This window comes from Mesorhizobium sp. P160927 (assembly GCF_057766385.1).
In genome coordinates, this window is the sequence record NZ_JBYMDW010000001.1 from 1350800 (window position 1) to 1370992 (window position 20193).

The 20193-nt window shown below is 63.6% G+C and carries 21 protein-coding genes and 1 pseudogene; 4 read left to right on the forward strand and 18 right to left on the reverse strand.

The genetic code is table 11. The features are described from left to right. Positions 1 to 72: 72 nt before the first annotated feature. The 3 genes from AC3CB8_RS06790 to AC3CB8_RS06800 all read right to left on the reverse strand — a co-directional run bounded on the left by AC3CB8_RS06790 (position 73) and on the right by AC3CB8_RS06800 (position 3118). A complete protein-coding gene (locus AC3CB8_RS06790) occupies positions 73 to 387 on the reverse strand; it encodes a hypothetical protein (protein ID WP_245275545.1) in 315 nt (104 codons plus the stop codon). Continuing rightward, complete coding sequence (locus AC3CB8_RS06795) at positions 387 to 1064, reverse strand: acyltransferase (protein WP_352563310.1); 678 nt, start codon at positions 1062 to 1064, stop codon at positions 387 to 389. Before AC3CB8_RS06795 ends, AC3CB8_RS06790 begins: the two co-directional genes overlap by 1 nt. Positions 1065 to 1210: 146 nt before the next feature. Then, a complete protein-coding gene (locus tag AC3CB8_RS06800; protein WP_352563309.1) occupies positions 1211 to 3118 on the reverse strand; it encodes a propionyl-CoA synthetase in 1908 nt (635 codons plus the stop codon). Between the two features lie 663 nt (positions 3119 to 3781). On the opposite strand from AC3CB8_RS06800, the gene AC3CB8_RS06805 reads away from it, so the two are divergent. Genes AC3CB8_RS06805 through AC3CB8_RS06815 form a run of 3 tightly spaced genes read left to right on the forward strand, consistent with a single transcriptional unit; the run spans position 3782 to position 5504 of the window. Further along, a complete protein-coding gene (locus tag AC3CB8_RS06805; protein WP_023772489.1) occupies positions 3782 to 4072 on the forward strand; it encodes a PqqD family protein in 291 nt (96 codons plus the stop codon). A gap of 11 nt (positions 4073 to 4083) precedes the next feature. Beyond that, complete coding sequence (locus AC3CB8_RS06810; protein WP_023772490.1) at positions 4084 to 4521, forward strand: lasso peptide biosynthesis B2 protein; 438 nt, start codon at positions 4084 to 4086, stop codon at positions 4519 to 4521. Beyond that, positions 4518 to 5504, forward strand: a complete 987-nt coding sequence (locus tag AC3CB8_RS06815; protein WP_023792804.1) for an HPr kinase — start codon at positions 4518 to 4520, stop codon at positions 5502 to 5504. Before AC3CB8_RS06810 ends, AC3CB8_RS06815 begins: the two co-directional genes overlap by 4 nt. A gap of 9 nt (positions 5505 to 5513) precedes the next feature. Here AC3CB8_RS06815 and AC3CB8_RS06820 read toward each other — a convergent pair whose 3' ends face one another. The 15 genes from AC3CB8_RS06820 to AC3CB8_RS06890 all read right to left on the reverse strand — a co-directional run bounded on the left by AC3CB8_RS06820 (position 5514) and on the right by AC3CB8_RS06890 (position 19407). Continuing rightward, entirely contained in the window at positions 5514 to 6536 is a 1023-nt protein-coding gene (locus AC3CB8_RS06820; RefSeq protein ID WP_023792801.1) for a nucleotidyltransferase family protein, read from the reverse strand. 70 nt (positions 6537 to 6606) lie between these two features. Next, positions 6607 to 7593, reverse strand: a complete 987-nt coding sequence (dhaK, locus tag AC3CB8_RS06825; RefSeq protein WP_023792797.1) for a dihydroxyacetone kinase subunit DhaK — start codon at positions 7591 to 7593, stop codon at positions 6607 to 6609. Between the two features lie 40 nt (positions 7594 to 7633). After that, a complete protein-coding gene (locus AC3CB8_RS06830; RefSeq protein ID WP_352563308.1) occupies positions 7634 to 8056 on the reverse strand; it encodes a hypothetical protein in 423 nt (140 codons plus the stop codon). A gap of 11 nt (positions 8057 to 8067) precedes the next feature. After that, complete coding sequence (ptsP, locus tag AC3CB8_RS06835; RefSeq protein WP_352563307.1) at positions 8068 to 9642, reverse strand: phosphoenolpyruvate--protein phosphotransferase; 1575 nt, start codon at positions 9640 to 9642, stop codon at positions 8068 to 8070. Between the two features lie 41 nt (positions 9643 to 9683). Next, positions 9684 to 9986 carry an HPr family phosphocarrier protein gene (locus AC3CB8_RS06840; protein WP_023772495.1) on the reverse strand — a complete coding sequence of 101 codons (303 nt, stop codon included), beginning with the start codon at positions 9984 to 9986 and terminating at the stop codon, positions 9684 to 9686. Positions 9987 to 10007: 21 nt separating this feature from the next. Next, the gene (gene dhaM, locus AC3CB8_RS06845; RefSeq protein ID WP_023772496.1) at positions 10008 to 10397 is read right to left on the reverse strand and encodes a dihydroxyacetone kinase phosphoryl donor subunit DhaM; all 390 of its coding nucleotides are present in this window, start codon (positions 10395 to 10397) and stop codon (positions 10008 to 10010) included. Further along, a complete protein-coding gene (dhaL, locus tag AC3CB8_RS06850; protein WP_352563306.1) occupies positions 10394 to 10996 on the reverse strand; it encodes a dihydroxyacetone kinase subunit DhaL in 603 nt (200 codons plus the stop codon). Before dhaL ends, dhaM begins: the two co-directional genes overlap by 4 nt. Positions 10997 to 11068: 72 nt before the next feature. Next, positions 11069 to 12709 carry a dihydroxyacetone kinase subunit DhaK gene (locus AC3CB8_RS06855; RefSeq protein ID WP_352563305.1) on the reverse strand — a complete coding sequence of 547 codons (1641 nt, stop codon included), beginning with the start codon at positions 12707 to 12709 and terminating at the stop codon, positions 11069 to 11071. 69 nt (positions 12710 to 12778) lie between these two features. Further along, positions 12779 to 13792 (reverse strand): ABC transporter ATP-binding protein, encoded by a 1014-nt coding sequence (locus tag AC3CB8_RS06860; RefSeq protein WP_352563304.1) that lies wholly within the window; start codon positions 13790 to 13792, stop codon positions 12779 to 12781. Next, a complete protein-coding gene (locus AC3CB8_RS06865; RefSeq protein WP_015314194.1) occupies positions 13785 to 14897 on the reverse strand; it encodes an ABC transporter ATP-binding protein in 1113 nt (370 codons plus the stop codon). The genes AC3CB8_RS06860 and AC3CB8_RS06865 overlap by 8 nt, the downstream gene beginning before the upstream one ends. A gap of 3 nt (positions 14898 to 14900) precedes the next feature. Then, complete coding sequence (locus tag AC3CB8_RS06870; RefSeq protein ID WP_023772500.1) at positions 14901 to 15107, reverse strand: hypothetical protein; 207 nt, start codon at positions 15105 to 15107, stop codon at positions 14901 to 14903. Beyond that, complete coding sequence (locus AC3CB8_RS06875; RefSeq protein ID WP_015314192.1) at positions 15104 to 16054, reverse strand: carbohydrate ABC transporter permease; 951 nt, start codon at positions 16052 to 16054, stop codon at positions 15104 to 15106. Before AC3CB8_RS06875 ends, AC3CB8_RS06870 begins: the two co-directional genes overlap by 4 nt. After that, a complete protein-coding gene (locus tag AC3CB8_RS06880; RefSeq protein ID WP_352563321.1) occupies positions 16051 to 16998 on the reverse strand; it encodes a carbohydrate ABC transporter permease in 948 nt (315 codons plus the stop codon). Before AC3CB8_RS06880 ends, AC3CB8_RS06875 begins: the two co-directional genes overlap by 4 nt. 123 nt (positions 16999 to 17121) lie before the next feature. After that, complete coding sequence (locus tag AC3CB8_RS06885) at positions 17122 to 18453, reverse strand: ABC transporter substrate-binding protein (protein WP_023772503.1); 1332 nt, start codon at positions 18451 to 18453, stop codon at positions 17122 to 17124. Positions 18454 to 18717: 264 nt separating this feature from the next. After that, positions 18718 to 19407 (reverse strand): PIG-L deacetylase family protein, encoded by a 690-nt coding sequence (locus AC3CB8_RS06890; RefSeq protein WP_023772504.1) that lies wholly within the window; start codon positions 19405 to 19407, stop codon positions 18718 to 18720. A gap of 26 nt (positions 19408 to 19433) precedes the next feature. Between AC3CB8_RS06890 and AC3CB8_RS06895 the strand changes: the two are divergent. Continuing rightward, positions 19434 to 20155: pseudogene (locus tag AC3CB8_RS06895) on the forward strand (DMT family transporter). Positions 20156 to 20193: the final 38 nt, after the last annotated feature.

Below are 20193 nucleotides of genomic sequence, written 5' to 3' on the forward strand. Positions count from 1 at the left end.
TTCCGAAATAGCACAAAGTTTCGGCACCGTCCGGCCGCGGCTCATGCGGCCGGAGCGGCGCATAGCTCGAGGCTATGCCGCTTTCAGCCGGTAACGGAAAAGCGTGTGCTCGAGCAGCAGCCGGATGCGCGGTTCGGCCTCGGTTGCCACCAGCCAGCTTGCCGCGATCATGGTCGCGTCGACCACTGCCATCGACAGGAGATAGGGCAGCCCGGCGCGCACCATGGCGCCGAGCATCGCCGCGCCGATGACGTCGTGGATCAGATAGAGCGGAGAGGTCATCAGGCCGATCCGGCGCCGGCCGCTCCATCTGAGGTCGAGCGTGAGCGACCACGCCATCAGCGCGATGGCCGCGAGGAAGATCAGGATTGGCGGCGCGTACGGCATCACGGCTCCGACTTTGATGCTGTGGACGTCGACGGAGCTGGCGATCTGCAGCACCCCGCCGAGGAACAGCAGGCAGAAGCCCAGGCAAGCCACCGCGTCTCGGCGAAGGCGGACCAGCCGAGCGGATAATAAAGGCACCAGAACAGCGTGCTGACCATGCCGATGACGATGGCAACCCTTTCCATCAGATGGAAACGGCCGAGCCGCAGCAGGATCCAGACGATGGCGTAGAAGGCGATTTCGATGCCGAGCGTCCAGTAGACGCTGTCCACCCAGGGACCATAAGGCGCGAACAGGCCGGTGCGCACGAGTCGGATCACCGCATCGGTCGGCCAGCTCAAACCGATCAGCAGCAACTGCGCCGCGGTGGTCGGGGCACAAATCCAGACCGCCGGCGCCAGTCTTTTGACCCTTGCCTCGAAGAACCGCAGCGGCGTCGAATTCTCGGGCTGAAGGCAATGACGAAACCGCTGATGACGAAGAAGATCTCGACGCCGATAGCCGGACCCAACCCAAGCGCCGATCTCGGGCTGCTCCGGAAGACCGCCGGTCGCTGGCGCCGAGATGCGGTCGGGATAGGCCCACACCCAGAAGCCGTTGTGATAGACCATGACCAGCACGGCGGCGAGAAACCGCAGGATGTCGATACCGCCAAAGGGTATTTTTTGCTGAACCATGCGATCCAATCGAATGGCCCCCCGCAGGATCTGCAAGGCGGAATGTTGCATTGCACAATCTACGATTGCGCCCTGCGGTCATCACAAAGTTCGCCGCGTCGCAACATCGCGGAACGGCAGCTCCAGTCAGGTCCCGGCAGTGCTCCTTACACGCCGATTCCGCGCTCCGTCAGGGCAGCCGTGATCTCGTCGAGGATGGCGGGGTCGTCGATGGTTGCAGGGATCGTCCACGCTTCCTTGTCGGCGATCTTCTGCATGGTGCCGCGCAGGATCTTGCCCGAGCGCGTCTTGGGCAGGCGCTTGATCGTCACCACGGTCTTGAAGGCGGCGACCGGCCCGATGCGCTCGCGCACAAGCGCGACGACCTCCTTCTCGATAGCGCCGCCGTCGCGCGCGACACCGGCGTTCAGCACCACGAAGCCGAGCGGAATCTGGCCCTTCATCGCATCGGCGATGCCGACGACGGCGCATTCGGCGACATCGGGATGGGCGGCCAGCACCTCTTCCATGGCGCCCGTCGACAATCGGTGGCCGGCAACGTTGATGATATCGTCGGTACGGGCCATCACGTAGAGATAGCCGTCTTCGTCGATCATGCCGGCATCGGCCGTCTTGTAGAAGCCTGGGAACTCATCGAGATAGGCCTGGCGGAAGCGGGCATCGGCATTCCACAGGGTCGGCAGGCAGCCCGCCGGCAGCGGCAGCTTGACCACGACATTGCCGAGCGCGCCGCGCGGCACCTCATGGCCGGCATCGTCGAGCACGCGAATGTCGTAACCGGGCATCGGTACCCCGGGCGAGCCGTACTTCACCGGCAACAGGCCGAGCCCGGCGGGGTTGATCGTCATCGGCGATCCGGTCTCGGTCTGCCACCAATGATCGACCACCGGCACGTTCAGCTTCTGCTCCGCCCATTTGATGGTTTCGGGGTCGGCGCGTTCGCCGGCGAGGAACAGGGTACGGAACTTCGACAGATCGTATTTCGGCACGAACTCGCCCTTGGGATCCTGCCCCTTGATGGCGCGGAAGGCGGTCGGCGCGGTGAACAACGCGACCACGCCATGTTCCGCGATGACGCGCCAGTAGGTGCCGGCGTCGGGCGTACCGATCGGCTTGCCTTCGAACAGGATGCTGGTGCAGCCATGCAGCAGCGGGCCGTAGACGATATAGGAATGGCCGACCACCCAGCCGACATCGGATGCCGCCCAGAACACTTCCCCCGGCTTCACGCCGAACTCGTTTTCCATCGTCCATTTCAGCGCGACCATGTGGCCGCCATTGTCCCGCACGATGCCCTTGGGCTGGCCCGTCGTGCCTGACGTGTAGATGATGTAGAGTGGGTCGGTGGCCAGCACCGGCACGCAGTCGACATTGGCGCCGGCTGCCCGCTCACGCGCGACGGCGTCGGCATAGTCGATGTCGAAATGGTCCTTCAAATCGCAGCGCAACTGATCGCGCTGCAGGATCAGGCAGGCGTCCGGCTTGTGGCGGGACATCTCGATCGCCTTGTCGAGCAGCGGCTTGTAGGCGACGACCCGCCCGGGTTCCAGGCCGCAGGAGGCCGAGATGATCAGTTTCGGTTTTGCGTCGTCGATGCGGGTGGCAAGCTCATGCGAGGCAAAGCCGCCGAACACGACCGAATGCACCGCGCCGATGCGGGCGCAGGCGAGCATGGCGATGGCCGCCTCCGCCACCATCGGCATATAGATGATGACGCGGTCGCCCTTGCCGACGCTGCGGTTCTTTAACACCGAGGTCAGCGCCACCACCTCGCGCTTCAGCTCGGCATAGGTGAACTTTTTCACCGTGCCGGTGATGGCGCTGTCGTATATCAGCGCGATCTGGTCGGCCCGCCCGCCGGCGACGTGCCGGTCCAGGGCGTTGTAGCAGGTGTTGCAGGCCGCGCCGGCGAACCAGCGGCCGTAGACGCCGGCGGTGGCATCGAACACCCTGTTCCAGGGCGAATACCAGTCGATGGCGCCGGCCGCGTCGGCCCAGAACCTTTCCGGGTCGCGTTTCCAGCCGTCATAGATCTCGTGATAGCGTGAAGCCATCCGTACCTCCCGGAAACCATTTGTCGTCTTTGCAAACAGCCTATGCTGTTTTTTCCGGCGCTGTCTTCCCTGATTTTCGTTTGAGCCGGTCTTCCTGATCGGGATGCTTGCTGTCAAAACGATCGAGCGGAGGATGTGAGCGCATGCGCCATTGATGGTCGATCGAGACCAGGCTCGAGGAACCGTCCGACCTCCTACAGCCTGTCGGATCCTGTGAGCACCGGCCGGCAAGCCGGCGGTGATCGTCGTGCCGGTGCAGCGCTACAGCTAGGATTTTTAAGGGTGCGATCGCCGCTTGATAGCGGTGACCGGACAACCCCGCTGAACACGTCGATTGCAGTCTAACAAGCCGGATTCGTTGGGCGAATGTCGACGGCGCTAGATCGGCAAGGCCACCAGCATGAGACCGACGCCGCCGAAGATCAAAATGGCTGTCGCCAGAGCTTTTCGATGACGTTCGAAAGTCGTCGGAGCCCGCTCCCAATTGTAACGCATACGCTATCTCCCCAAGACCCGGGGAGTTCTTACCTTACCCGAGGGAAGAAAAGCAACGGTCCTGCCCGTCAGCATGCCTGCCTACGAGCCATCCCGGCCGGCCAATAGACAGCGCCCCACCACCGCGCTATCTCATTTCCGGGTGTTGCATGGCTTTTGGGGTTCATTATGGAAATTGCCTCTGGAACGGTTCTTCGACTGGCGGACGATGCCTCGGTTCAGCATGTAGGCGACGGCGCGGTGGTGCTTTTGGCGCGTAGCGGCCAGCTCTATACCTGCAACGGCACGACAGAAGCCTTTCTCGACAAGGTGGATGGCGCGCGCAGCCTCGGCCAGATCGTCGGCCTGCTTTGCGAGGAGTTCGAAATCGACAAGGGCACGCTTGACGAGGACATGGCGGCGCTGGCCAGCGATCTGGTCTCGGAGGGCATTCTCGCTGCTCCAGGGCTTGATGGCTGAAGGCACCCATGATGGTGGACGGTCCTCTCCTGCGCGCCTTGTTCCGCTGCCATCTCTGGGCAAGCGCGCGGCTGATGCCAGTTCTCATTGCCAATCGCAGCTTCGAGAAGGTGCTGAAATGGGCGCCGCTCGTCTCGCCGGCGCCCTATCGCGGCCTGCCCGCCCACTACATTGTCGCCCGCGTCAACCGTGCCGTGCGTCATCCCTGGCTGATGCGCGACCGCAGATGCTTGCGGGAAGGCTTGCTCGGCCATCGCTTCCTGCGCCTTGCCGGTTTCGATCCGCAACTGCGTTTCGGCGTCGATCCGAAGTCGCTGCAAGCGTCGCGGCTGTCGGCGCATTGCTGGGTGTGCCTGGACGGCAAGCCGGTGGTCAGTGACAGCCTTCCCGGCATGGTCGAGATCTATCGTCACCCCGCCACCGCCGCCACGAAGGTGCGCTCCGCTTGACCAGACCTTCAGTATTCTATGACCTCAATGGCCAGATCTTCGGCATATCGGCCGAGCGCCCCGGGCTGTGGCAGGATTTCGACGGGATGCTCGGTATCTTGCGTGTCACAGGTCCCGTCGAGCCGGATTTTCGTCTCGACATCACAGAGGCGGACGTTCTGGACGAAGCGCCCAGCGGATCGCTCGTCTTCGAGGGCGACATACCGGAGGACGGCTACTGCCGGATGATCGCGGATGGCGGCACGGTCCATCTCGTCTTTCCCGAACGCCAGACCGTTGTCGTCAAGGACGAGGAGGGTTGGGCCGAACTCCGGGTTCGCCCTGGTGCGAAGGCCGCCTGGACGCCATCGATGCTGGTGTTGGACGCAGCACTCGACGCAGGCGGCCAGCATATGCTGCACACGGCCGGGCTGACGCTGCCGGGCCGCGACGCCGTCGTACTGGTCCATGCCCCGAGCGGTACCGGCAAGACCACCACATCGCTGGCCTTGGCAACGCAAGGATTCGGCCTGTGCTCCGACGACGCCATGATCCTGAGTCTCGCTTCCACCACGCCTGCCGCCTGGGGTTTGCCGCGCCATGTCAAGATCCATGAGAAGACCGCGCGGATGGTCCCGCTTGTGGCGCCATGCCTCGGTCCGTCATGGGACCGCAATGGCGAACAGGCTGTTTCGCTGGAAAAACTGAGTGGGATCGTAAAAGTTGAAAGCCCGACCGCCCGTCCGGTCGCAGCACTCCTGCATCTTGCGCGATCCGCCGACGGAGAGACCAGGCTCGCGCCCATGGCCCGGACCGACGCGATGGTGGCGCTGGCGATGGACAATGTCCGCACCGGCGCGACTGGTCTGCTGCCGCTGCAGAAGCGCAGGTTGGCGGCGATCCGCGGACTGGTGTCGTCGGTGCCGACCTTCACCCTGGAAGTAGGCGCGCGTCCGGCCGACGCGGCGGCGCTGATAAGCGCTACGTTGACATCACGGGACTGACGGTTCCCCTCAAGCGGCGTATGGCCTGGCCTTGGCCAGCCGCTGGATCCAGCGAAAGGCATCGCGGCGCAGGCGCGAGCCGATCTTCTCCCGGGAATTGACCCTGAGCAACGTGTTGGTCGTGATCAGCTTCTTGGCCAGCCGGATCGACAGGTCGGGCTTGATTCGCCCGGCGAGTGCCAGCGCATGCGGTTCGTCGAACAGCTGTCCGGTCACGTTGAGCACAATCGCAAGTTCGAGTTCGATGCCGGTCATGCGCGCGGCGTCGAGCAGGCGGGCTTTTGACATCGGGGATTGCTGCGCCCTCACGCCCTGCAGCACGTCGACGCAAAGCTGCAGACGGTGGAATTTGTGGCCGCCGGCGGCATGCACGATGGCGATCGTCAAAAGGGCGGCCGGTGTATCCATGGCATCGCCATCTATGATGCCGAGCTCGCGAAAACCCAGCGACAGGCGTCGCCGCATGCCGGTGTCGTGCACAAGATCGCCATGCAACTCGACCAGCAGGCTGGAATTCTCCTTTTCCAGCCATTTGAATTCCTGCAACCGGTACGATTCGGCCTCGTTGCTGCCAAGCTCGAAGCCGCATGCCGCAATCACCCGGTTTGCCCGCGCGAGGTTGGCGGGCTCGACCAGGATGTCGATGTCGGTGAAAGGCCGGTCGGATACATTGCGGTAGAGTTTTCGCGCGAAGACCGGCCCCTTGACGATCCGCGCCGGAATGCCTTCCACCGCCATTCCCTTCATGATGCGGTCGCCATGGTACTGCAGCAGCATCGACTGGCCGGTGGCGATCGTCGCCGTCTGGCGCAGGTCGTCGAGTTTGTCCCGCAAACCAGTATCCGACGGCAGGTGCGCGTCGCCACGCTCCCCAAGCTTGCGCAGCATGATCGGCAGGACGCCGTGGAATTCGGCATTGTCGAGCAGGGCAGACAGGGCCTTCGCCGATAAATCGTCCCCGACCGCCGCAGCCTCCGGATCGGCGAAGCGCAGCAGCAGTTTTTCTTCAGCTGGAGTAAGAGACGGCAGCATCGATCCGGACAAATCCATCGTTATGTGGATTGTCCGGAATGGTCGCAGAAAAGCACGGCTGAAGCCAGCCTTACACGCCCCAGCGCAGCGCGGCGGTGTGGACAGGTGCGTCCCACCATTCCGTCAGTTCGTCGTCGAGCATGCTCAGCGTGATCGAGCAGCCGGCCATGTCGAGCGAGGTGACATAGGTGCCGACCAGCGACCGGGTAACCGTCACGCCATGTTGCTCGAAAACCCGGCGCGCGCTGTTGTACATCAGATAGAGCTCCATCAGCGGCGTGCCGCCGAAACCGTTGACGAACAGCAGCGCGGATCCTTTCGCCCTTTCGTCGAGATCGCCCAGGATCGCAGCGCAGATTTCTTCGACAATCGCGTCGGCGCTTTTCAGCCTGTCGCGCCGGCGGCCAGGCTCGCCATGGATGCCGACGCCGAATTCCATCTCGCCATCGCCGATGTCGAAGGTCGGTTTGCCGGCAGCCGGCACGGTGCCGCTGGTCAACGCCACGCCCATCGAGCGGGTGGCGTCGTTGACGCGGTCGCCCAGCGCCTTCAACGCCGGCAACGCCATCCCGTGCTCGGCCGCGGCGCCGACGATCTTTTCCACCACCAGCGTGCCCGCCACGCCGCGCCGCCCGGTCGTGTAAGACGAATTCTCGACGGCGACGTCGTCATTGGTGACGACCTGCAGCACGCCGTCGGACATCTCCGCCGCCATCTCGAAGTTCATCACGTCGCCTTCGTAGTTCTTGACGATGAACAGGCAGCCGGCGCCGGTGTCGACGGCTTGCGCGGCCGCCAGCATCTGATCCGGTGTCGGCGAGGTGAACACCTGGCCGGGACAGGCGGCGTCCAGCATGCCATGGCCGACAAAGCCGCCATGCAGGGGCTCGTGGCCGGAGCCGCCGCCGGAGATCAGCGCCACCTTGCCCGGCTTGAGCATCTTGCGGCGGATGAATTTGTGCTCCTCGCCAAGCATCAGGATGTCGGCATGGGCGGCCGCGAAACCGTCGAGGCTCTCGGTCAGTACCATGTCCACCGAGTTCATGAATTTCTTCACGGCCGTCTCCTCCCGAAATAGCCTGGCATCAAGGGGTCGTTCAGCCGCTCTTGCCGGTGATGCTGGTGACCTTCTGGATGAATTCGTTGATCGCGCGGTCGAGCGCCGCATTCTGCTTGTCGTCGCCGAAATCCGGCACGATGAGCGAAACGTGCCTTGTCTTGCGCGCGCCCGTGGCGACCGAGATCTTCCCGGGATGTGCCTGGTGATAGGCGGCAAGAAACTGGTCCCGCTCGGCCTGGCTGAAATGGCAGACGGAAAAGATGGCCGGCAGATGTTTCGACGGAATGGGAATCGAATAGCTCGGGCTCGAAATCTGCGTGACGAAGCTGCGATGCTTGCCAAGCGCATCGGCGAGCCGCTGGCGCATGCCGGACGGCCGCTGGTCGATAACCTGCGACAGGATCGTCTTGTAGGCGCGGATCGCTTCTTCGGAACCGGGTTCGGGTTTGATGTCGGCCATGCCTGCCGTGCCTAGACCGGAACGTCGGCTATGGCCGCCTTGGCCATGGCGAGTTGCGCCGGCGCCACGGAAAGATCGCGCAGACCGGCTTCCAGCAGAGAGGGAATCGAAGCGGGGTCGCCGCCGGCATCGCCACACAGGCTGACGACAATCCCGGTCTCCCGTCCAAAGGCCGCGACCGAGGCGATCAGCCTCAACACCGCAGGATGGCGGACTGAATTCAGGTGTGCCACGGCGGCATTGTCGCGCGCGGCCGCCATCACATATTGCGTCAGATCGTTGGAACCGATCGACAGGAAGGCGACGCCGGTAAACGCCTCCGGCGCGATGGCCACCGAAGGCACTTCGACCATGATGCCGAGCGGCGGCATTTTTTGCGCGATGCCGCGCGCGGCAAGGGCCGCCCGCTCCTCGGCGAACAAGGCGGCGGCGCTCTCATACTCTGCGGATGTGGCGATCATCGGAAACATGATCTTGAGATTGCCGTGCGGCGCGGCGCGCAGCAATGCCCTGATTTGAATCCGGAATATGTCGGGCCTGGCCAGCGACAGCCTGATGCCGCGCAGGCCAAGGAATGGATTGCCTTCCTCGACGGTGAAGCCCGGCACCGGCTTGTCGCCGCCGGCGTCGACGGTACGGATCGTCACCGGTTTTTCGCCGGCCCATTCCAGCACCTTGCGATAGGCACGATATTGCGTCTCCTCATCCGGCAGCGTCTTGCCGAACAGGAATTCGGTGCGCATCAGGCCGACACCGTCGCAGGTCGCGATGTCGATGGTATCGACATCCCTAGGGTCGGCGATGTTGACCTGTACGCGCACCGCGGTGCCGGTTTTTGTCACGGCCGGCCGCGCCAGAAACGTCCGTGCCTTACCCTGGCTGGCGATGAAGGAAGAGGACGACTGCCGGAACGAGCCGATCTCGGCCGGCGAGGGTGCCAGGACGATATTGCCGTGCTCCGCGTCGAGCAGTGCCATGTCGGTAACAGCGGTGAGCGGCTCGCGCAGGCCCACGACCATCGGCACGCCACGCGAGCGCGCCAGCATGGCGACATGGCTGGCGGTGCTGCCTGCCTTCAGGGCGATGCCGCCACCATGGCTCCAGTCGGTTTCGAGAAAGCGCGTCGGCGCGATGTCCTCGCCGTAGAGGATGGCGCCAGCCGGTGCCGTAATGCCACCGTCCTCGGTCAGGGCGCGCAGCACCTGGTCCCTGATGTCGCGCAGATCCGTGGCGCGGGCGCGGAAATAATCCTGGTCCGATGCCTCGTAGCCGGCGATCTCGGTATCGAGCGCCTGCCGCCAGGCCGCGTCGGCGGGTGTTCCGGAAGAGATCGATGCGAAGGCCGGCCCGCTCAGCGCGTCGTCTTCCAACATGGCGATGTGGAATTCGAGTATGCCGGCGGCGTCTTTCTCGGCGGTGCCGACCATGTCCACGAGCCGGTTCACCGCCTTGCCGATCGCGGCCTCCAGGGACGTCCTCTCCTCGACGGAGCTTGCCTTGCTAGCGTAAACGCGCGCGGGCCGGCCGAGGTCGAACAGAGGCCCCTCTGCATAGCCGGCCGAGGCAGGAACACCCTCAATGCGCATGGCACGCATTCCCAGCGGGTGAGCGCAGGCGCGGATCGGCCTCAAGCCGAGCGGACATGGCCGGCGTCCTCGTCGAAATTGCGCTGCACCAGTTCGACCAGCGCGCGGATAGCATCACCGGCACCATCGCCGTTGGCCCTGATGTGCAGCACCGTGCCCTTCGGAGCCTTGGCCGCCATCACCTTGACGATGCTTTTTGCATCGAACCATGGGCCGTTGGCGGCGAGTGCAATCTCCACCTCGGCGGCAAAGCTCTTGGCCAGCTTGGTGAACTTGACCGAAGGACGCGCATGCAGGCCCACATCGTGGGTGATCAGGACAGTCGCTTCGGCCATTGCGGACATGTGTTCAAAAATCCCGTTCGCTCATGACGGCGACAATTCGTGCGCCGTCGCCACCACTTCCCGGAGCGAGGCGCCACCGGATGCCTCGGTCGCCGCCATCACCGCGCCCTCGACGATCGGCGCGTTGCAGACGATGATTTTGTGCGCACGCGGCTCGCCGATCAATTCCACCGCCATTTCCGAATTGGTCTCGGCGCCGCCGAGATCGACAAGAACGGCGACGCCGGCGTCCGACCAGGCCTTGTCGATGGCGCCCATGATCGCCTCGACATTGGTGCCGAGCCCGCCATGGCCGTTTCCGCCGCACCACGCAAGCGGCACCTCGTCGCCGACCATTTGGCGTACCATGTCGGCCGTGCCCTGGGCGACCAGCGGCGAATGCGACACGATCACGATCCCGACATTGCTCATGCCTTGCCCCCGATGATTTGCGCCAGCGTGCGCACCAGCAGCGCGGTCGAGCGCGCGCCGGCATCCATATGGCCGATCGAGCGGTCTCCGAGGAACGAGGCGCGACCGCGCAGTGCCTTCATCGGCACCGTCGCCTCGGCCGCGGCGTCGGCGACATCGGCTATTTCAGCCGCCGTCCTTCCCCCGGCCAAGGCGTCATGCACCGGTCGCAGAACATCCAGCATGGTTTTTTGTCCTACCTGCGACTTGCCGCGCGCTGCCACCGCGTCGATCGCCTTGCCGAAGGCAGCCGTCAGATTGGCGCGGTCGGGTTCCACCGAAATCTCCTTGCCGAGCGCCATGAACAGCGTGCCGAAGAGCGGGCCGGAAGCGCCGCCCACCGTCATCACCAGCTTGGTGCCAATAGCCTTCAGGGCATCCGGCATTGGCTTCGCGGCGAACACATCGGCCTCGGCCCGTACGGCGTCGAAGCCGCGCTTCATGTTCAGCCCGTGGTCGCCGTCGCCGATCGCCTGGTCGAGCGCGGTCAATTCCTCGGCGTGCGCGGCAATCGCATCCGCGGCGGCCGTGATAAGCCTCGAAAGGTCCAGCGCCGTCATGTCGCCCGAATTCCCGGTTTGCACCTTGCCGGCAGTAGCGAAAAAACGGTCGTTCGACAACTGGTGCATGCGTCAGGCCGTGACAAGCAGTGTGGCGGCGGCCGCGAACACCTCTGCCACGGCATGAGCACCCGGATCGACCACGCCCTGCAATCCGGCACCGACATAGGCGGACCGCCCGGCTTTTGCCTTCTCCATGGCCGCGGTGGCCTCCGCACCGCGCCGGGCTGCTGCCGCCGCGTCGTCAAGGCCCTTGCCGTCGAGCGCCTTCAAGGCCGGCTCGAGCGCATCGATCATGGTGCGATCGCCGGGTTTGGCGCCACCGTAGAAGGTCAGGCGTTCAAGCCCGGCGAGCAGGGCCTTGGGCACACCGGCGCCACCGTCCAAGGCCCGCCCCGCCGCCGTGAAAAAGATCGACAGTAGCACCCCGCTGGAGCCGCCCATCGATGCGCTCAATATGTCGCCCACTGCACCTAAGGTCGCCGCGGGGTCGGCAAGCGGCAGCGTGTCGAGCCGATCAAGAATGCTGCGTGCGCCGGTCGCCACGGTCGAGCCGGTGTCGCCGTCGCCCGCCTTGGCGTCCAGTCCGTTCAATGCCGCTTCGAGCGAAATCAGCTTCTCGCAGACCGTGACGATCAAGCGCTTGGTGCCGGCATCCTGGCTGGCCCTGTGTGAGCTTTGTCCGGCTGCCTTCGCCATCGGTACGACAGCGGGCGCGACGAGCGGCTTGGCCGGCATCCAGGCGGGCGGGCCGACCGGCGCTAGCAAGGCGGCCTCGCGTGCCGCATCGAGCCGGATCAGCGACAGCGAGAACCCGTTCATATTGAGTGCCGTCATCAACGATCCGGGACCGATGGTGAACTTCACTGTCATTGCCAGCGGGGAGGCAAGCACCGCATTGGTAACCAGCGACATTTCGAGCGGCGGCACGGAGCCCAGATTGTTGATCAGCAAGGCATGGTCCGCTTTCGCGTCGAGCCGCCCCGCGAGGCGCTCCGCCATGACAGCCACCAACTTGTCGGCGCTCTGTACCGCGATGCGCTCGACGCCGGGCTCACCGTGGATGCCGAGGCCGAGCTCGCCATCGTCTTCGCCAAACCTGTCCTCGTGCGGCTGGCCGGGAATGGAGCAGGACGACAACGACATGCCGAGCGAGATGATATCCTTTGCCGCCGCGCGCGCGGCCGCCGCGACGGATACCAGGTCCTTGCCGGCTTCCGACAGGTGGCCTGATATCTTGTGCACGAATAATGTGCCGGCAACGCCGCGCGGCTGGGCGATGTCGGGCAGCGCGATGTCGTCGGCGACGATCACCATCTCGACGGCAAAACCTTCGGCGCGCGCCTTCTCGGCAGCGAGGCCGAAATTGAGCCGGTCTCCGGTGTAGTTCTTGACGATCAGCAGGCAACCGGCCGGTCCGGTGACCGCGCGAATGGCCGCCAGCACAGCTTTGACGCTGGGCGAGGCGAATATCTCGCCCGAAACCGCCGCCGTCAGCATGCCCATGCCGACGAAGCCGGCATGCGACGGCTCGTGCCCGGCGCCGCCGCCGGAGACGACAGCAACCTTGGACTTGTCCCAATCCGCGCGCAGCACGACCTTGATGTCGGGATACCCGTCGAGGCGCGCGAGGTCGCCTGAGCCAATGGTGCGCAACAGGCCGTCCAGGGCCTCGGTGACAATCGTTTCCCTGCGGTTGAAAAAGTGCTTCATCGAATTCGTCCCGTATTCGCAATCTTCAATCAGAAGCCGGCGTCGCCTTGGCGGGCGCGCCGAAGCCGGTCACATCAGTCGTTGTCCGTCGGCGCCGAAATAGAGCGGCGAGCGGTAGCGGATCACCACTTCGTCGCCTTGCGCCAGATCGGTGTCGGGATCGGTCAGGGTCACCACCTTCTTCTGCCCCACCGTCACATGCAGATGGTTCTGGTCGCCGAGATGCTCGACCCAGTCGACGACGCCATCAGCATGGCCATTCACGGCCTTCTCGATCGCCAGGTGCTCGGTGCGCGCGCCAATCGTCCTGGTGCCGGCCGGCGCGCCGCCATCGGGAAGTAGCCCCGTCGGCAAAAGATTGATCGCCGGCTGGCCGAGCCGTGCTGCGACATGCAGATTTGCCGGTTCCGAATAAATGGTTCGTGGTGAACCGATCTGCACCAGCACGCCGTCGGCGAGGATGCCGATGCGATCGGCCATGGTCATCGCCTCGATCTGGTCGTGCGTGACGTAGAGCATGGTAGCACCGAGCTCGGACTGGATGCGCTTCAATTCGAGTCTGAGATCCGCGCGCAGCTTGGCGTCGAGCGACGACAGCGGCTCGTCCATCAGGTAGATGGAAGGCTTGCGCACCAGCGCGCGGCCGATGGCGACGCGCTGCATTTCGCCGCCCGACAATTTGGTCGAACGGTTGGCAAGCTTGTGATGGATGCGCACCATCTTCGCGACCTCCTCGACCCGGCGGCGGATTTGGTCTTCCGGTATTTTCCGCGCCGGCGAGCGCAGTGGGAAGGCGAGATTGTCGAACACCGACAGATGCGGATAGAGCGAATATTGCTGGAAGACGAAGGCTGTGTCGCGTTCGGCCGGCGACAGGGTCGTGGCATTGTGGCCGCCGATCTCGATCGTGCCTGCATCCGGCCGTTCCAGCCCTGCAATCAGCCGCAGTGTGGTCGTCTTGCCGGCGCCGGTCGGCCCCAGCAGCACGACGAATTCGCCGTCCGATATATGCAGTTCAAGCCCGCTGACGGCGACATGGTCGCCGAAGCTTTTGGTCACGCCTTTGATGTGCACGTCAGCCATGCTGCGCTCTCCCCTGAGAGGCGGTGTCGTGGATTGCCGTTCTCACCGCGCGCCCGGAGCCTTTTTCGAACAGCGACAGTCGCGCGCTGTTCAGTGTCAGGCCGACATGGTCGCCAGCATTGAGCCGGATTTCGGCCGGCACCCGCGCCTTGATGATGCCGTCCGCCGTTTCCACCGCGACGATCTGGGTGGTGCCGAGGTATTCGGTGCCGTAGATGGCGCCGCGCAGCTTGGATGCATCGTCGAAGCGGATGTGTTCGGGGCGAATGCCGAGCGCCATGTCGGCAGGTGCTACGTCCTCGCGCACCTCAGGCACCGCCACGGTCGCCCCTTGGACGACTACCTCCTTCGCACCTTTTGTAAGTCCACCGCCAAATTTCAAAAAATTCATCGGCGGGGAGCCGATGAAATCGGCCACGAACATGGTAGCGGGGCGGTCGTAGATCTCGCGCGGTGTGCCGAACTGCTCGATGACGCCGTGGTTCATGACGGCGATCTTGTCGGCCATCGACATCGCTTCCATCTGGTCATGTGTGACGTACACGGTCGTCGCGTGGATCCGATTGTGCAACTCGCGCAGTTCATGGACCATTAGGTCACGGAACTCGGTGTCGAGCGTTCCGAGCGGCTCGTCCATCAGAAAGCATTTCGGCCGCCGCACGATGGCGCGGCCAAGCGCGACGCGCTGGCGGTCGCCGCCGGCGAGACCGGATACGGATTTGTTGAGCAGATGGTCGATGCGCAGAAGCTTCGCCGTTTCCTCGACGCGGGTGCGGATCTCGGCCGAGGGCATGCCTTGCGCCAAAAGTGGGAAGCCGATGTTCTTGCGCACGTTCATATGCGGATAGAGCGCGAAGAGCTGGAAGACGAAGGCGATGTCGCGCTCGCGGGCCCTGAGCATGGTGACGTCGTCGCCGCCGAGCAGGATCTGGCCGCCGGTCGGCAGCTCAAGCCCGGCGATCATGCGCAAGGTGGTGGTCTTGCCGCAGCCCGACGGTCCGAGCATGACGAAGAACTCGCCATCCTCGACGACGAAGTTGGAGTCTTGCACGGCGACGAAATCGCCGAAGGCCTTTCTCAGATGTTGGACGCGAATTTCGGCCATGGATTATTCCGGAAACTTCGAGACGATGATGAACATCACCGTGCCGGCAAGCATGGTGATGAAGGAATAGGTATAGAGCGACAGCGCGAAAGGCTGGAACAGCATCAGGAAGCCGATGGCGATAAGCGCCGTGGCAATGTTTTCCATCAGCCCGCGTCTGGCCCAGCGGGGCCAGCGCGATTTGCGTTTTGCGGATTGTGTCATACTCATTTTCGCACCGCGCCGAAGGTGATGCCGCGCAGCAATTGCTTGCGGAGTAGGATGGTGAAGACCAGGATTGGAACCAGGAAGATCGTCGTGCCGGCCGCCACGGCCGGCCAGTCCTGGCCGCCTTCGCCTATGATGGTCGGAATGAAGGGCGGCGCGGTTTGCGCGGTGCCTGACGTCAGCAGCGCGGCGAAGGCGTATTCGTTCCAGGCGAAGATCAGGCAGAAGATCGCGGTGGCGGCAATGCCGGTGGTCGCCTGCGGCAGCACGGTGCGCCAGAAGGCCTGCAGCCGCGTGTAGCCGTCGATCATCGCCGCTTCCTCATATTCGCGCGGAATCTCGTCGATGAAGCCCTTGAGCAGCCACACCGCCAGCGACACGTTGACCGCCGTGTAGAGCAGGATCATGCCGAGCGCGGTGTCCGACAGGCCAAGCTCGCGGTACATCAGGTAGATGGGAATCGCGACAGCGATCGGCGGCATGAAGCGTGTCGATAGGATGAAGAACAGAAGGTCGTCGGCGAGCGGCACCTTGAAGCGCGAGAAGCCGTAGGCCGACAATGTCCCGAGGAACACGGCGCAGAAGGTCGAGCCGAAGGCGATGATCAGCGAATTGATGAAGCGCGGCAGGAAGTTGGATGGTCCGGCGATCACCATGTTGCGCTTGCGCACAGTCTCGTCGCAGAAGCCCGTCGCCGGTCCGAGCGAGTTGATATATTCAGGCGTCTGCCTGGTGCGCGTCGTGAACAGGTTGCAGTAGCCCTCGATGCTCGGCTGGAACACGATCTTGGGCGGATAGGCGATCGAATCCGGCGGCGTCTTGAAGCTGGTGGCGAAGATCCACAAGAGCGGCACGATCGAGATCAGCGCGTAGGCGATGATGATGGCGCCGGCGATGCGCTTCGAATTCGACGAGGGCGCGACGACCGAATGGGCTGTGGTCAGGCTCATCTCTGCTTCACCTTGTTGAGCGCCTTGACGTAGATGTTGGCGAGACCGAACACCGCGACGAACAGGATGATGGCGAAGGCAGAGGAATAGCCGGTGCGCCAGCTCTCGAAGGCCTGCCGTTTCAGCGTGATCGAGGCGACTTCGGTGGTCGAACCCGGCCCGCCGCCGGTGAGCAGGTTGACCATGTCGAACATCTTGAAGTTCTCGATGCCGCGAAACAGCACCGCCAGCATGATGAAGGGCAGCGCCATTGGCAGCGTGATCGACCAGAACTGCCGCCAGTTGGATGCGCGGTCGACCTCGGCCGCCTCATAAATATATTCGGGAATCGAGCGCAGGCCCGCGAGGCAGATCAGCATCACGTAGGGCGTCCACATCCAGGTATCGACGATGATGATCGACCACGGCGCCAGCGAGACGTTGGAAAGCATCTGGATGCTTGTCGGCGGAATGCCCGACACGAACGAGACGACATAGGAAAACAGGCCGATCTGCGGCTCGTAGAGGAAGCGCCAGAAATTGCCGACCACGGCCGGCGACAGCATCATCGGCACCAGGATCAGCGTCGTCCAGAAAGCGTGGCCGCGAAACTTGCGGTCGATCAGCCAGGCCAGCGTGAAGCCGATCAGCGTCTGCAAGAGGATGGTCCAGAACACGAAATGCGCTGTCGTCTGCATGGCGATCCAGATGTCCTGGTCGCCAAGGATGCGCTGGTAATTGGCGAAACCGAGGTTCTTCACCACCTCGTTCGGGCGGTTGGCGCGAAAATTGGTGAAAGACAGGTAGATCGCCCAGAACAGCGGGAAGATGTTGATGGCAAGCAGCAACAGGATCGTCGGCGAGATGAACAGCCAGGCGAGGCCCTTTTCGCTGATGCCCCGGACCTTGCGAGCCAACGGTTCCGGGGTCGCCCGGGCAACGGTGTCCGCGGTCCGATTGAGCATGGTCAGTCCTGCTTCGGTCACTTCGTTCGTCTCTGTCATGGAATTTATCTGAACCGCGTCCCGTGCCAAGGGCGGCACGGGACGCGTGGTCATGGCTCGGGAGGAGCCTTGCGGTTGCCGCGGCTACATCTTGCCGTCGTCCTGGAAGACCTGCGTCCAGTCCTTGACCAGGCCGTCGAGAGCATCCTTGGCCGAACCCTGGCCGGCAACGACATAGTCATGGAAGCGCTTCTGCGAGGCTTGCAGCAGCGGCGCGTAGCTCGGCTCGGCCCAGAAGTCCTTCACGATCGCCATCGAGTCGAGGAAGGTCTGCGCATAAGGCTGGCTGGCCGGGAATTTCGGATCCTTCACCACCGCGTTAAGGCAGGAATAACCGCCGAGCGACCACCACTTGGCCTGCACGTCCTTGTTGGCGAACCACTTGATATATTTCAGCGCCGATTCCTGCTTGTCGGAATAGGAGACCACCGAAATACCTTGGCCGCCGAGCTGGGCGAACTGGGCGCCACCGGGACCCTTTGGATTGACGAAATAGCCGATCTTGTCGCCGCCGACATTCTCGTCCTTCTGCAGGCCCGGCCATGTGAAGGCGAAGTTCATGTGCATCGCCACCTGGCCGGATTTGAAGGCATCGACGCCTTCACCCATGTAGCTGTTCGAGGCGCCCGGAGGGGTGCAGCAATCGTAGAGCGCCTTGTAGAATTCCAGACCTTTGACCGCGTCTGGCGAATTGACGAAGCCTTCCATCTCGTACGGCTTCTTCGGGTTCTCGTACTGGAAGCCGTAGCTGTAGAGCACGTCCATGGCGCCCATGGTGATGCCTTCCGAGCCGCGCTCGGTGTAGATCGAGGCGCCATAGACCGTCTTGCCGTCGACCTGCCGCTTCTGGAAGAATTCGGCGATCTGCTTCAGCTGGTCGAAAGTGGCCGGCGGGCCGAGGTCCCAGCCATACTTCTCCTTGAATTCCTTCTGCAGTTCGGGCTTGGAGAACCAGTCCTTGCGGTAGGTCCAGCCGACGACGTCGCCCATGGCCGGCAGCGCCCAGTAGTTGGGCGTGTTCTTCGGCCATTCCGAATAGCCGACGACGGTCGCCGGCACGAAGTCGTCCATGCTGATCTTCTCCTTGTCGAAGAAGTCGTTCAGCTTGACGTAATGGCCATTCTCGGCGGCGCCGCCGATCCACTGGCTGTCGCCGATGATCAGGTCGCAGAGCTTGCCGTGCGAGTTCAATTCGTTGAGGAAACGGTCGGCATAGTTGGTCCACGGCACGAATTCGAATTTCATGCCGATGCCGGTTTCCTTGGTGAAGTCCTTGGACAGTTCAACCAGCGCGTTGGCTGGGTCCCAGGCGGCCCAGCACAGCGTCAGGTCTTCAGCGTGCGCGGCGTTCGAGACGGCTGTCGACGCTGCGATAGCCGAGGTCAGTCCCAACGCCAGTTTCAAGCTCGATTTCATGCCTTCCTCCCATTTGCGAAACACGTCCGGATGACGGTCTCAAGATCCCTCAACCTCTCTCCTCAGAGGCCCAAACATGGCGGCGTGGTCGCATCGCCAATGTTTAGTAATTTGTTTAGTGATGCAATTTTTACTAAACAAGGCAAGCGAATTCGTTGCTGCGCCGCAACATGCTGAAGCCGGTCTCTGAAAATGTTGGGAAAAGCGCCGGGCGTCAGGGGGACGAGCGCGGAATGGGATACATCTGGCCGATCGTCCGCGGGTTCAGTCGACCCGTTTGGTGCTCACCATCACCGTCCGGATCGGCGGCGCCGGCGGCAGCAGCGCGCGGACGTCGCCGAAGGGAAATGTCGGCTCGAACCGGAAAGCTTCGGCCAGCGAACCGTGCGCGCCGTTGCACTGGCCCGAGCGGAAAAGGTTCTGCGTCAGTGCAATCTCGACGAAGCGGTCCGGGTCCTGCGACTGGTGCATGCGGATCGCCTTGGCCTTGATGTCGGCATGGACGGAAATATCGACATAGTGCGTCGGCGAGAATCCGGTTCCGCCCATCGTGTCGGCATGCAGCACCGGAACTCCGAAGGAAGCAGCGATGCGCACGCCGTCCGACAGCGCGCGGTGGTCGGCGTGATAGTCATTGGGCCCGTGCGTGATCGCCAAGTCCGGCCCGATCTCGCTGACCAGCGTTTTCAGCGCATCGATCAGTGCGGCGTCGGCCACAAGCCCGCCATCGGGAAAGTCGAGGAAGCGTGGTGCCGCCCCGAGCAGCGCGGCCGCGGCCATTGCCTCCTCGCGCCGGACACGAGCCAGAACAGCGGGATCGCCCGTGCCGCCCCTGGCACCATCGGTGGCCACGGCAAAAGTGAGTTCCGCGCCTTGCGCGGCATAGGCGGCCATCGTACCGAACATGAAGATCTCGATGTCGTCTGGATGGGCACCGAGCGCCAGTATTTTCAACTCTCTCTCCCCGGAAATGAAAAAACGTGCCGAACGGAATCCTGCTCGCCCTGATCGCCTATGCAAGCTATTCGGGCAGCGATGCCGTTATCAAGAGCCTGGGCGGCCAATTCACGGTGTTCGAGATCGGCTTCTTCTCGACATTGTTTGCCGGCTGCTTCCTCTTTTTCAGCCGGCCGGCCAACGAGCGCTGGCGTGATTTCTGGCGCGCCAAACGTCCCTGGGCGGTGCAGGCGCGGGCCTGGGTCGGCATCGAGTCGGGCGTGCTCAGCGTCTATGCTTTCACCACCTTGGTCACCTTGCCGCTTTCACTATCGCTTTTCTCGCCGCCACCAACGTCATCCTGATGCGGTCGCTGGCGCAGCAGGAAAAACGAACGACCATGCTCGGCGTGCTGATCGGCTATGGACTGCTGTTCAACGGCATCGGTGCCGCCGCGACCTCCTTCACCGTCCCCGATGGAAAACAGCTGGCATGGCTGGTGATGGCGGGCGCCTTCACCGCCTGTGGGCAATTGCTGCAGTTGCTGGCCGCCAAATACGCTCCGGCCAACCGGATTGCGCCGACGCATTATTCGCAGATCGTCTGGGCGGTCATCCTCGGCGCGCTGTTCTTCCGGGAATATCCAGACTGGCTGTCGCTGGTCGGCCTCGCCGTCGTCGGCGGATCGGGCCTGCTGACCATGGTGCGCGAGGAGGTGCGGCTGGGCACGGTGCGCTGGAATCCGTTTTCCCGCGCACGGCTCTAAACAAGGCCCTGGTGCGATAAAGTTGCACGGCGCCCGCG